Genomic DNA, 12,716 nt, shown 5'->3' on the forward strand with positions numbered 1-12,716 from the left:
AATGAGTGTGACCGCTCATTGCAACCTTTTTTGTTTTCTTGATAGCTATCAATGTTTTTCGCTTCTCTTTTGATTATTCTGTTATTGAAAAGTAAAGGAGGAGTTAGAATGAATAGTCAAAAAATAATTTTAAGTCATAAAAAACAATTGATGGTAATTAGTGGGAGTTTCATCTTTTTAGCGCTTGTTGCTAAATTTTTTTCGTATCAAGAAGGGTATCGTTTAAGTATGGCGATTTCGGCTCTTTTTGGGATTTTACCAATTGGACTTCAAGCATACCAAGCAATTAAAGTGAAAGTTATCAGTATTGATCTGTTAGTAACAATTGCGATTTTTGGTGCGTTTGCGATTGGTGAGTATAATGAAGCTGCGATTGTTGCATTCTTGTTTTTATTTGGTCATTTTCTTGAACAAAAAACATTGGAAAAAACACGTTCTGCTATTCAAAGTCTTGTTCAATTAGCCCCGACGACAGCTTGGAAATTTTTTGAAGACACGGTGGAAAAGATTCCGATTGATGAGGTCGAGGAAGATGATTTGTTATTAGTTAAAACTGGTGCCCAAGTTCCAGTAGATGGGGTAGTTATAGAAGGTGAAGGCTCAATTGATGAATCAAGCGTTACCGGTGAAGCGCAGCGAGTAGCAAAAAAAGCCAAGGATCAAGTGTTTGCTGGAACAATTTTAGAAAATGGAACATTGAAAGTACAGGCAATGCGAGTCGGTGAAGAGACAACTTTTGGGAAAATTATTGAACTAGTTGAAGAAGCACAAGATGCTAAATCAACAACTGAACGATTTATTGACCGATTTGCAACATACTACACACCGTTTGTGTTGATTCTTGCACTTTTAATTGGGGTGTTTTCTAAAGATATTCGTTTGGCAATCACAATTTTAGTTTTAGGATGCCCAGGAGCGTTAATCATAGGTGTTCCTGTCTCCAATGTTGCTGGAATCGGGAACGGTGCAAAAAACGGTGTGCTGGTCAAAGGTAGCGAAGTAATGCAAGTGTTTAGCCGAGTAGATACCATGGTTTTCGATAAAACAGGAACGTTAACTAATGGAAAACCAAGTGTTTCAAGTGTTAAGTCTTATGGTAAATCAGCGACGAATGTTCTGCCATTCGTCGCTAGAATCGAGCAAGAATCAGATCATCCTTTGGGACAGGCAATTGTAAAGTATGTGGAAAAACAGATGGGAAATATTGAACAGTACCAAGTAACAAATACCACTGTAATCAAAGGAAAAGGAATTATTGCGACAGTAGCAGGAGAAAAACTATTTATAGGTAATCGCCAATTGTTAAGCGATCAAGCTATCTCTCTGTCAGAGGTTGAAGCAGACGAGCAACGACTACAACAAGAAGGTAATTCTTTAGTATTTGTGGCAACAAAAAATGAGGTCGTCTTATTGATTGGAATCAAGGATCAACTTCGTGAGGGCGTCAAAGAAACTTTACAGAAACTGCAAGAAAAAGGGATCAAACGGCTCGTGATGTTATCTGGTGATAATCAACTGACTGCTGAAAGCATAGGAAAAGAAATCGGTCTGTCGGAAATACATGGAAACCTATTACCAGAAGAAAAAGCAAACTATATCAAAAAAATACAAAAAGAGGGTCAAGTAGTTGCTTTTGTTGGTGATGGAATCAATGACAGCCCTTCTTTAGCGATTGCAGATATTGGAATTGCAATGGGGAACGGGACAGATGTTGCGGTGGAAACTTCCGATATTGTGTTGATGCAGTCTGATTTTAAAAAATTGCTTTATGCGTTTGATTTAACCAAAAAATCAGTTTTGAATATGAAAGAAAATATTGGGATTGCGTTAGGAACAGTTTTATTCTTACTAATCGGATTGATTTTCGGCTATGTCTATATGGCGAGTGGTATGTTATTTCATGAATTAAGTATTCTACTAGTCGTTTTTAATGGTATGCGTTTATTATCTTATCGGCAAAAAAAGAAAAAACTTGATAGAAATCAATTATTTAAAGAAACAGAGGAATTAAACTAGAGATGTAGTGAAAGGGAGGATTTATCATGAAAAAAGTAATTATCCAATTAGGAACACTGACTTGTCCATCTTGTATGCAAAAAATCGAACAAGGACTTAGTCAACAAACTGGTGTTGAAAAAGTAAAAGTTTTGTTTAATGCCAGCAAAGTAAAAGTTGAAATAAATGAAAAAGACATTCAACCAGAAGATTTAAGCAAGAAAATCGAAGCGTTAGGTTATGATGTCGAAGGAATGAAAGTAAAGGAGTTAGCTTAAGATGAATTCAATTCAAAAATATGAACAAGAAAAACTTCAAAGTGAACAAGATCATCATACGCCAACTGCTGCAGCAATGATTAGTCATATTCTGTCTAACTTAGTTATTCATCGTACAAAACTTAAACAGATAAGAGCGTACCTTAAAGGTAACCAACGTAGTTATTTAGAAACCAAGTTACCAACAATCATCGCGAAAGAAGATGAGTTGTTTGACGAATTAAGTCAATTGGTATTAGATGAAGGGGAACTCATTCCAACAACGACTACGGAATTTGTCGATTATACAATGATTAAGGAAAGTGGTCAGTTGAAATATGAATCTCCTGAAAAAATGTTGACCGAGATGGTCGCTGATTTTGCAACTCAAAATTTATTTGTTACTCGTGGAATTGTTTTAGCAGAAAAAGAAAATAAATATGGATTAGCAGAATGGCTCAAAGGATTATATGCTTGGCTTAATCACCAATTGTATACTTGGCAAAGTTATTTAGGAAATGATATTCGAGAAGGGTTAATGGAGGAAGAATAAGGAGGGAGTTACGTGGAACATCAACATTTGTGTGTCTCAGTCGTACCATTATTCAATCATCTGGCTGAAGCAGAACAACAAAAAATCCATGAATTAGTGAGCCACCGAAAGTTTAAGAAAGGTGAACAAATCTTTTCACCAGCTGACGAGGCTCAATTAGTGATTGTCGCTCAAGGAAAGTTGAAAGTGTACCAGCTTTCTTCTAGTGGAAAGGAGCAGTTGTTGCGTGTTTCTTTGCCAGGAAGTTATGAGGGAGAAAGCCAATTGTTTGGTGTTCCTAATGACTCCTTATTTGCTGAAGCATTGGAGCCCACAGAAATTTGCTTGTTAAGACAACGAGATTTTTCAAATTTGTTACTTCATTATCCAGAATTAAGCTTAAAGTTGTTAGAAATTAATGCAGAAAAAATGGCGAAGATTGAGCAACAAACACAATTTTTGATGATGGAAAAAGTGGAAGAACGCTTAGCCACGTATTTGCTTGACCTGTTTCAAGTAGAAGAAAATGTTCAATTAAACCTCCCAATGAAAATGAAAGAGCTAGCTGCTTTTTTGGGAACTACCCCTGAAACATTATCCAGAAAATTCAAGTTGTTGGAAAAACAACAACTAATTCAACGAAAAGGTCGAGTCATTGAACTGACTGACATCGAGGGATTAGAAGAACTGTAACTATTATTAGAATGTCAAAGAGAGGATGAATCCAAACTGATGGTTTGGATTCATCCTCTTTTTAATCGACAATGAAATCTCTTTGACGATAGCCAAGGGCACCTAAGCAAATCATACCTATACTAATGACCATTATCGTGCTAAACGTTGAAAAATCAAATGTTTCCACTGGCATCTTAGGAAACCAACTTTGGATGGCCGTTTTGGCAAACCAATCAGGCAAATTTAAAATTCCGCCGAAGTAATTCAGCATGAACGAATAACCTAAATAGATGTAACTAATTTTGCCGAGTTTGGGTGCCCAACCTAAGAACAATCCAGCTAACCCAATGAAAAACAAAATTGTCGGGAAAAGATTAAACCCAGCTGTTAAAAAAGTAGCTAGTGTCATTGGTGATGTGGCAGTCATCACTGACAATGCTGTTACCCCGAGAGAGCCCGCGCTCAACAAAGTTGCTAACACGCCGGCAATCACAGCCAAAATAATTGTAGTCCAATAAAATGTATTACGAGAAGTCTTAGTTGAAAACAATTGATCCAGGTGCCCGCGAGTTTCCTCTGAGAATAATTTATTCGTTAACGCAATTGGCAAAATGGCCGAAAGGCAAATTAAGACCATCATAATCGTGCTAGTAAATGATTCTTCTATAGAGGAACCTGATTGCATAAACATTTGTTTCATTAACTCATTACTTTCTAAAAAATCTTGCATATCGCCATAAATCGAACCATAAGCAGCACCCATGACAGTAAAAGCTACGAGCCAACTGATAATGACTCCTCGATTTAGACGGAAAAACAGACCGGGAACGGATAATAACGAGCGTTTGGCTCTTGCAGGTCCCTCACTTTCTGGAAAATAACCAGAATTCAAATCACGATGTTCTTCTAATAAACCCGCACCAACGCTGATTACTATACTAAACAAAAGGAGGTAAAGGAGTGGAATCCAGTTATTTTTAGTAAAAGGATACGTTAAATAGGTCCAACCTAAAGGATTAAGCATGGACAAATCACTTTTGCTAACGTCAGTCCAGGCTCTCATTAAGTACATCAGACCTAATAGTGAAAGTGATGTGCCAGTCGCGCTTGAAGAAACCGGCATGAGTTGAGCAAAGAATAAAGCAATCACACCACCTAAAAAACCAGCAGCTCCCACGGAAAAACCAAACAGCAAGGATCCTTCCACTGTTATAGAAGAAGCTTGAAAGGCAATCATAATTCCACCAGTGAGTCCTGCTAGTAACAAATTGATTAACAAAGTTTCAGCTAAAACAGCAAATGAATTGGCTTGTCGACCAACTCTGAAGGAACGAATCAATTCTGCTAAGCCAAGATCTTCTTCTTTTCTTGTATGGCCGACCACGTGTAAAATGGATAGCACAGCTGCAAATAACCCACAGAAAAGTAACATTTCGTTTGCGTACATCGCACCTAGTGTATAGTCAGCTGATGAATGGACAGGTGAAGGTCCGACCATTGAAATCATCGCAGGGTTTTGCATCGTTTCATACATTCCTGTTAGACCATTTCCTTTTGCAATCTCTTCGAAGGCTGGAACATAAGCACCAGAAAATAAACCCAAACCAATGACCCAAAAACTTATTTTTTTCCAATCACGCTTGAGGTACTGCAAGAAAAGAACAGACCAACGTGAAAAACGTTCGTTCATAATAAAAAACCTCCCTGTGACTTAATTTTCATAATGACGCATAAATAAGTCTTCGAGTGTTGGTGGGACAGACTCAAACTTCTTCACTCCTAATTTTGTAGCGGCAAGTAAAATTTCATTGAGTTGTTCAGTATCCGCAGAAAAATGTGCTTGATTTTCTTTTTGAACAAAGTCGTGAACACCAGACAAACTTGCAAGAGTTGCGACATCGCCTTGTGTTTCAATAGTGATTGTTGAGCGAGTCAAGTGTCTTAATTCGGCTAACGAACCTTCTTCGACAACTGTTCCTTGCCGGATAATAACAATCTTATTTGCCAAGCGTTCCACTTCACTGAGAATGTGTGAAGAAAGCAAGATTGCTTTCCCAGCACGTTTGATTTTTTCGACCTCTTCTTGAAATACTGCTTCCATTAACGGATCAAGACCTGAAGTTGGTTCGTCAAACAGATACAAATCAGAATCTACGGATAATGCAGCAATCAATCCAACTTTTTGGCGGTTCCCCTTTGAATAATTTTTGGCTTTTTTCTTAGGATCTAATTCAAAACGTTTAATCAACTCATCACGTTTTTCTTTGTTCCCATTTCCATGTAATTTCATAAACAAGTCAATGATTTCGCCACCAGTCAAACTTCCCCATAAAGCAACATCTCCTGGAACATACGAGAGACGTTCGTGAATGACAAGACTCTCTTTAAATACATCTTTGCCGAAAATTTCAGCTTGTCCGCCATCTTTACGAATGATTCCTAACAATGTTTTGATAGTTGTTGATTTTCCTGCCCCGTTTGGGCCAATAAAACCAACAACTTCACCAGCGTTCACAGAAAAAGACACGTCTTTTAGTGCTTCGAATTTTCCAAACTTTTTTTGTAAATGCTGTACCTTAACAACTTCTGACATCCCCAAGTCACTCCTTTCACATTCAACTACAGGTTCATGTTTGGTTAACTGTAGTGAATCTTGTCACTGATGATATTCCTTTTATTTTTCACTGTCAATAAAAATCATTGCGCAAATAAAACTAAAATACTATTGTTGGTTTAATTTTTTTGGTGTATAATGCCTTTAATTATAAAAATGAACTATTTCTGATAGTAAAGTTTAAAAAGGGGTTGGTAGAATGAATGGTTTTGAAAAAAGAACAGAAGAAAAAAAGAAACAAATTGTTGAAGCAACATTCGATATAATCAACTCTGAAAATGGGTTAGCAGGTTTAACGATTGATGAAGTAATTGCTAGGACATCTGTTAGTAAAGCAACAGTTTTTAAGTACTTTGGAAACAAAGAAGCGTTAATTTATCAAGTATTCTTTGAGTTTATGGATGAGTTAAAAGATTCAGCAAAACGAATTATGGAACAAAATCTTTCGTTTGAAGAAACTTTAATCAAGATGAGTGAAAATAAGATCGATTACTTAAAACGAGTAGATCAACAATTTTATCTTGATTTAATGGCTTATTATACGAAAAGAAATAACCAACAATTTTCAGAAATGATGGACGAATATACGAAAGAGAGTTTAAACATGATGCTAGACCTTTTTCATCGTGGACGAAAAGAAGGAAAAGTGGACTTGAAATACTCAGATGAATTTTTGTTGCTGTACTTTCAAGCAATGATCGAAGGGATTTCTAAACCTGCTATTTACAGTAAATTATTACCTTACACAGCGGAGTGGACAGAGTTATTATTAAAAGGAATCTCGCCTAACAATTGAAATTGGTATAGATTGGTTTTGCGCGTTTTTATTTTTACAATCGAATATAAGTTTATTTTTAAGTATGAAAATAGCTGGATGAGGAGCATCTTTCTTGTTTGGTGAAATTTTCATGCTTTTTTTTATTTGGAGTGGTATACTTTATTTTGTTGATTTTTTATTTTTCATGAAAACTTTCCGAGAATGAAAATCAATAATAATTTGGACTAGATAAGGGAAATAAATGGTCTGTTTTTTTTGGGGAGGAAGAGAATGAAAGCATATATGCAAAGGATGGGTCGCTCGCTAATGCTACCCGTTGCAGTTTTGCCAGCGGCATCACTTTTAGTTGGGATTGCGAATTGGATCGTAGGAATGGGGATCAGTAACGCGGGAACAACTTTTTTGATGAATGCTGGTTTAGCTATTTTAAATCATTTGGCTCTATTATTTGCTGTTGGTTTAGCGTTAGGAATGTCTAAAGATAAGGATGGCTCGGCTGCTTTAGCTGGTTTAGTTGCTTATTTAGTTCCACAAACTGTTTTAGCTCCGCTTTCTGTTCAAGGATTGTTGGGCTTAACCAATCTTGCTGACGTCAATCCAGCGTTCAATAGTATGGATAACAATGTTTTTGTGGGAATCGTAGCTGGTTTAGTGGCTGCTGAAATGTACAATCGTTTTAGTCAAGTCAAGTTACCAATGGCTTTATCATTTTTCAGTGGGAAACGGTTGGTTCCAATTATGTCAGCATTAGGAATGTTGGTGGTTTCGGCTATTTTATTATTCATTTGGCCTAGTGTATATGATGTGTTAGTTGCATTTGGTAAAGGGATTTCTGGTTTAGGATTCATTGGCGCCGGCGTATATGGTTTGTTTAACCGTTTATTGATTCCTACTGGATTACACCATGCGTTGAATTCGGTTTTTTGGTTTGATGTAGCTGGAATTAATGACATTGGAAACTTCTTGGCCGGACAACAAGCGTTGGATACTGGCAAAGCAATTGTTGGACAAACGGGGATGTATCAAGCAGGATTTTTCCCTGTAATGATGTTTGGCTTACCAGCTGGAGCGTTAGCTATTTATCAAAGTGCTCGTCCTGAAAAGAAAAAACAAACGGCTTCCCTGATGCTTGCAGCAGGCTTTGCTTCATTTTTTACTGGCGTAACGGAACCATTAGAATTTTCATTTATGTTTGTTGCTTGGCCGTTGTATGTTTTGCATGCTATTTTTACGGGAATCTCATTGGCAGTTAGTGCCTTTTTCCATTGGACGGCAGGCTTTGCCTTCAGTGCAGGTTTTGTTGACTATTTTTTGTCATTGAAAAACCCAGTCGCAAATCAACCTTTGATGTTGCTTGTTCAAGGTGCTGCGTTTGCAGTTATTTATTATTTTGGGTTCCGATTTGCTATTCAAAAGTTCAATTTGATGACTCCGGGAAGAGAAGTGGGAACTGGAGAGGAAACACCAGAAGTTGCCACCGGAGAAGACAAGTTTTCACACCTAGCAACTGAAATTTATACAGCACTTGGTGGTAGTGACAATGTTCGAGTAATTGATAATTGTACCACCCGCTTACGTTTACAAGTAAAAGATACTGATCAAGTGAATCAAGAAAAAATCAAAGCAACCGGTGTTCCAGGAGTTAAAGTAATTGATGATACAAATATTCAAGTTATTGTTGGAACTGAGGTACAATTTGTTGCTGATGAAATGGGTAAACTACATGGACAATCAGCACCAGCTAAGAGGATGAACGTACCAAAACAATCATTTGAGGATGAAACGCCAGTTGATAAGGAAGTTGCAAAAACAAATGAGCTGTACGCTGTAGCAAATGGGAAATTGATTCCAATTAGTGAAGTTGCAGATGCGGTTTTTTCTGAAAAAATGATGGGAGATGGCTTTGCGGTTATCCCAACTTCAGGAGAAATTTTTGCACCGGTTTCTGGAACGATTGCAAGTATTTTCCCAACGAAACATGCTGTTGGTATCAAGACGGATAGTGGTATCGAAGTGCTGCTTCATATGGGAATCAACACGGTTGACTTAAAAGGAGAACCGTTTACGATCTATGTTGAGGAAGGTCAGCACATTGCGCGCGGACAATTGATTGCAGAAGTGGATCTAGCCATGTTAGCAGTGAATGAGAAAAAAACCGATATGATTGTTGTTTTCACAAACGGAGAAGCAATTGAAACAGTCATAGTAGACACGGTGACTTCTGTTCATGGAAATGAAGTAATCGGAAAAGTAGAAGCAAAATAAAAAAAGGGTGTGGCTCAAAGTAAATAGCTTCAAGCAATAAGGATTTTTTCTAGAAATAGTTTCTCGTATTTTTGTGAAAAAAAAGACTTATAGCCGAAGAAGCTGCTTTGGGAACACCATTTATTCGTAGAGGCTGGGATAAAAGTAGCCTAAATAGAAAAAAGCCTAAAATTCGTTTTTGAAAACGTTGATTTTAGGCTTTTTTTGTGGAAATTTGTTGAGAACGACTGGCTATCTAGTTTTGTCCCACACTCTTATTTGTGACAGAGTGAGAAAGAGTTGTTACTTTGAAAAAATTTATTTCTTGATGTTTCTTTTTTCTGACTCTCTTTGGATGAATGCTTCTATTAGCTTAACCCACGAGCTTGTTTATCAACAACAGAAGGCACGTTGATGAACTGCTCTAAGACATTATTTTGACCCGAAAGTTCAGATTCAAAGCGAATGCCGTCAATATTGATCCGTGCTTGTCGGTAATAGTTTGCACCTAATTGTCCCCAAGAAGGAGTAGAGGCATCGACATTACAGAAAATTGAAAAACCTTGTGATTTTAAGTAATCAAATTTTTGATTTTCAGCTGTATAGTCGTGCCAATCGCTGATATCTGCGCCAAAAGGATAAATCAACATGGTTGTTTTTCCTAAGATTGGAGCGACTTCGTTTTGCCAAAGTTCATTGTCGCGTTTCACATCTTCTAGGGAAGCATTCGTCATATTCAGATGCCCCCAAGTATGAGAAGCGAACGTCCAGCCATCTTTTTTCAATTGTTCAGCAACTTTTTTCGCTTTTTTGATTTCTGTATTTGTTTTCTCGTTATCTCCATATTCTGATTTTGATGTTCGATAACCAAGCACACCATTGTAGCCAGTTAATGCGAGTGTTCCCTTAGCTCCTTGATAAGAAAAATCAGGATGTTCTTCAACAAATGTATCGATTAAGGGAACCATATCAAAATCACCGATTTGTTCTTTTTTATTATTAACATACACATTTTTCACTTTGTCCTTATCAATGACCAATTTGTCAGGAAAACCTGAATCTTTCATGTATTCATAGTAGCTGACATCATCTTCTGAAAGGACGAGTGGCTTTTTGTCTTTAGGCAAAGAAACACCTACAAAGGAAACATTTCCTTGATCATCAATCGTAACTAAGTCGGGTAAATTTACTAAAACATAATTATTTTTATAAAGCTGTTCAATCGTTTTGTTGAACTCAGGAATTGTGACCATATATTCCTTATAGCCTTGTGCTTGTTGTGACTGGAATGCTTTAGCTGGATCAACAATCAAGCTATGGAAAAACAAATGAGAAATTTTTGTTGGGTCATCCCATTTGACTAATTGTTCTTTTTCTTTTTTGATGGTTTGAAGGAACGCCTTCGCTTCATCGGAATGAGCGTCAGCTAGTTGCTTGATCGCTTCATCATAGTGATAACTTTTGACTAGTTGTTGTGCTTCACTCAGTTTTTTATCATCGGAATTGACAGCTGCTGGTTGGCTTTCGGTTGATTGTTCAGCCGTGGTTGAAGAAGCTGACTTTTCATTAGAAGTTGCATGAATAATCAAAAATAGGCTGAAGATTGAAATTAGCACTGTTATACCAGCAGTGACTCCAAGAATCTTTTTTTGTTTTTGTTCCATTAACTTATACCCCTACCTTTACACTTTTACTCAAATAATAGAATAACTTTGTTTCTTTTATTGTAACGAAGACAGGAAAGAAGTGAAAGTGATACGCTGATTTATGAGAAAATCAGCTATTTTTATCATCAATTCTGACGAAAAAAATGATATGTTATAAAATTATTCGAAAAACTGCTCGAATGTGATTTTACTCATCATAATTATTAATGTTTTTTGTTATTTAATAAAAAAATATTTGTTTTGTGTTGACAAAGAAAAAAACGGGCTCTATGATAGACACATGTTAATAGATAACAAGACGAAGAACGAAACGAAGTAGTGATTAAGGTCGATGTTTCAGAAAGCTAGTGGTTGCTGCGAACTAGTACAAGCCTTAAAACGAATTACATTTCAGGAGTCTTTGACAGTTTTTGTCACGCGACAGCGTTAAATGTTTGAGAGATATGTTCTTGAAGAACATATAATTTGGGTGGTACCGCGAATTTTCGTCCCTTGACTAGTTATTAGTCAAGGGACTTTTTTTGTTCACTCAAAAAAGTTTTACTAATTTTACGAATGCTAGCAGGTTCCTGCTTTCATAAAAAACTATACGGAGGTCAATATAATGAATATTATTGATGAATTAACTTGGCGTGATGCCATTAATCAACAAACAAACGAAGAAAGACTTCGCGAACTCGTTGAAGAGAAGAGTATTTCACTTTATTGTGGCGTTGATCCGACAGGCGATTCTATGCATATCGGACATTTGATTCCCTTTATGATGATGAAAAGATTTCAATTGGCAGGCCATCATCCATATATTCTTATTGGTGGCGGAACAGGAACAATTGGTGATCCAAGCGGACGACAAACAGAACGTGTTTTACAAACAATGGAACAAGTACAACACAATGTTGATGCACTTTCAGCACAAATGGGTAAATTATTTGGCGCAGATGCAAACATCACATTTGTAAATAACTACGACTGGTTATCAAACATTTCTTTACTAGAATTTTTGAGAGACTACGGTAAAAACTTCAACATTAACACAATGTTGGCAAAAGATATCGTTGCAAGTCGTTTAGAAGTAGGGATTTCATTTACTGAATTCACTTACCAAATCCTTCAATCAATTGATTTCTTGCACTTACACAAAACATTTGATGTGCAATTACAAATCGGTGGCGCTGACCAATGGGGAAATATCACTGCTGGTTTAGACTTAATCCGTAAACTAGAAGGTCCTGATGCAGAAGCCTTTGGACTAACAATTCCATTGATGCTAAAAGCAGACGGAACAAAATTCGGGAAAACAGCTGGTGGAGCAATCTGGCTAGATCCTAAGAAAACATCACCATTTGAATTCTACCAATTCTGGTTAAACCAAGATGATCGTGACGTTGTGAAATACTTGAAATTCTTCACATTCTTAACAGAAGAAGAAATCGATGACTTAGCTAAAAAAGTTGAAACGGAACCTGAAAAACGTGAAGCACAAAGACGTTTAGCAGAAGAAGTAACTGCTTTTGTTCATAGTAAAGAAGACTTGGAAGAAGCGCAAAAAATAACAGCAGCTTTGTTCTCTGGAAACATTAAAGAACTAAATGCTGAAGAAATCGCGCAAGGCTTTGGTAAAATGCCAAACGTTGACATTTCAAGCACACCTGAAAATATCGTGGAACTACTTGTTTCAACAAAAATTGAACCATCAAAACGTCAAGCACGCGAAGATGTTTCAAACGGAGCTATTAGTATTAACGGTGACCGTGTTACCGATTTAAATTTTGTCGTAAATCCATCAGATGAATTCGATGGTAAGTTTGTGGTTATTCGAAAAGGTAAGAAAAATTACTTTTTGGCCAAAGTAGTTGATTAGAATTTAGTAATTTTTTGCCTTGAAAAAGGTAAGCTCTATTACAAGATTCAAACTTTTGAAACCCATCCTAAAAGGGAACGACGGTTGTCGTTA

The 12,716-nt window shown here is 36.8% G+C and carries 10 protein-coding genes and 1 other annotated feature; of the genes, 7 read left to right on the plus strand and 3 right to left on the minus strand.

Annotation, left to right across the window (positions count from 1 at the left end):
• The first annotated feature begins 108 nt into the window (after positions 1 to 108).
• The 4 genes from AB3I20_RS10035 to AB3I20_RS10050 are packed head-to-tail and all read left to right on the plus strand — an operon-like array spanning position 109 to position 3,477.
• Positions 109 to 2,016, plus strand: a complete 1,908-nt coding sequence (locus tag AB3I20_RS10035; RefSeq protein WP_368027262.1) for a heavy metal translocating P-type ATPase — start codon at positions 109 to 111, stop codon at positions 2,014 to 2,016.
• A 26-nt stretch (positions 2,017 to 2,042) separates the two neighbouring features.
• On the plus strand, positions 2,043 to 2,273 hold the full coding sequence (locus AB3I20_RS10040; protein ID WP_086270567.1) for a heavy-metal-associated domain-containing protein: 231 nt from the start codon (positions 2,043 to 2,045) through the stop codon (positions 2,271 to 2,273).
• Between the two features lies 1 nt (position 2,274).
• Positions 2,275 to 2,805 (plus strand): ferritin-like domain-containing protein, encoded by a 531-nt coding sequence (locus AB3I20_RS10045; protein ID WP_067481470.1) that lies wholly within the window; start codon positions 2,275 to 2,277, stop codon positions 2,803 to 2,805.
• A gap of 12 nt (positions 2,806 to 2,817) precedes the next feature.
• Complete coding sequence (locus AB3I20_RS10050; RefSeq protein ID WP_067481468.1) at positions 2,818 to 3,477, plus strand: Crp/Fnr family transcriptional regulator; 660 nt, start codon at positions 2,818 to 2,820, stop codon at positions 3,475 to 3,477.
• Between the two features lie 61 nt (positions 3,478 to 3,538).
• Here AB3I20_RS10050 and AB3I20_RS10055 read toward each other — a convergent pair whose 3' ends face one another.
• On the minus strand, positions 3,539 to 5,149 hold the full coding sequence (locus tag AB3I20_RS10055) for an ABC transporter permease (RefSeq protein WP_368027264.1): 1,611 nt from the start codon (positions 5,147 to 5,149) through the stop codon (positions 3,539 to 3,541).
• A gap of 21 nt (positions 5,150 to 5,170) precedes the next feature.
• Positions 5,171 to 6,052 carry an ATP-binding cassette domain-containing protein gene (locus AB3I20_RS10060; RefSeq protein ID WP_368027265.1) on the minus strand — a complete coding sequence of 294 codons (882 nt, stop codon included), beginning with the start codon at positions 6,050 to 6,052 and terminating at the stop codon, positions 5,171 to 5,173.
• A gap of 220 nt (positions 6,053 to 6,272) precedes the next feature.
• Between AB3I20_RS10060 and AB3I20_RS10065 the strand changes: the two genes are divergently transcribed.
• Both AB3I20_RS10065 and nagE read left to right on the plus strand, forming a co-directional pair.
• Entirely contained in the window at positions 6,273 to 6,869 is a 597-nt protein-coding gene (locus AB3I20_RS10065; protein ID WP_067481462.1) for a TetR/AcrR family transcriptional regulator, read from the plus strand.
• 252 nt (positions 6,870 to 7,121) lie between these two features.
• On the plus strand, positions 7,122 to 9,116 hold the full coding sequence (nagE, locus tag AB3I20_RS10070) for an N-acetylglucosamine-specific PTS transporter subunit IIBC (protein ID WP_075490970.1): 1,995 nt from the start codon (positions 7,122 to 7,124) through the stop codon (positions 9,114 to 9,116).
• Between the two features lie 347 nt (positions 9,117 to 9,463).
• On the opposite strand, the gene AB3I20_RS10075 is transcribed toward nagE, so the two are convergent.
• Positions 9,464 to 10,759, minus strand: a complete 1,296-nt coding sequence (locus tag AB3I20_RS10075) for a polysaccharide deacetylase family protein (protein WP_067481456.1) — start codon at positions 10,757 to 10,759, stop codon at positions 9,464 to 9,466.
• A 295-nt stretch (positions 10,760 to 11,054) separates the two neighbouring features.
• Positions 11,055 to 11,258 (plus strand) — a binding site (T-box leader).
• Positions 11,259 to 11,366: 108 nt separating this feature from the next.
• On the opposite strand from AB3I20_RS10075, the gene tyrS reads away from it, so the two are divergent.
• The gene (gene tyrS, locus AB3I20_RS10080; RefSeq protein WP_067481454.1) at positions 11,367 to 12,623 is read left to right on the plus strand and encodes a tyrosine--tRNA ligase; all 1,257 of its coding nucleotides are present in this window, start codon (positions 11,367 to 11,369) and stop codon (positions 12,621 to 12,623) included.
• The last annotated feature ends 93 nt before the right edge of the window (positions 12,624 to 12,716 follow it).

It is taken from the genome of Enterococcus sp. C50, assembly GCF_040887505.1.
In the GTDB taxonomy this organism is placed as follows: Bacteria; Bacillota; Bacilli; order Lactobacillales; family Enterococcaceae; genus Enterococcus_B; species Enterococcus_B thailandicus.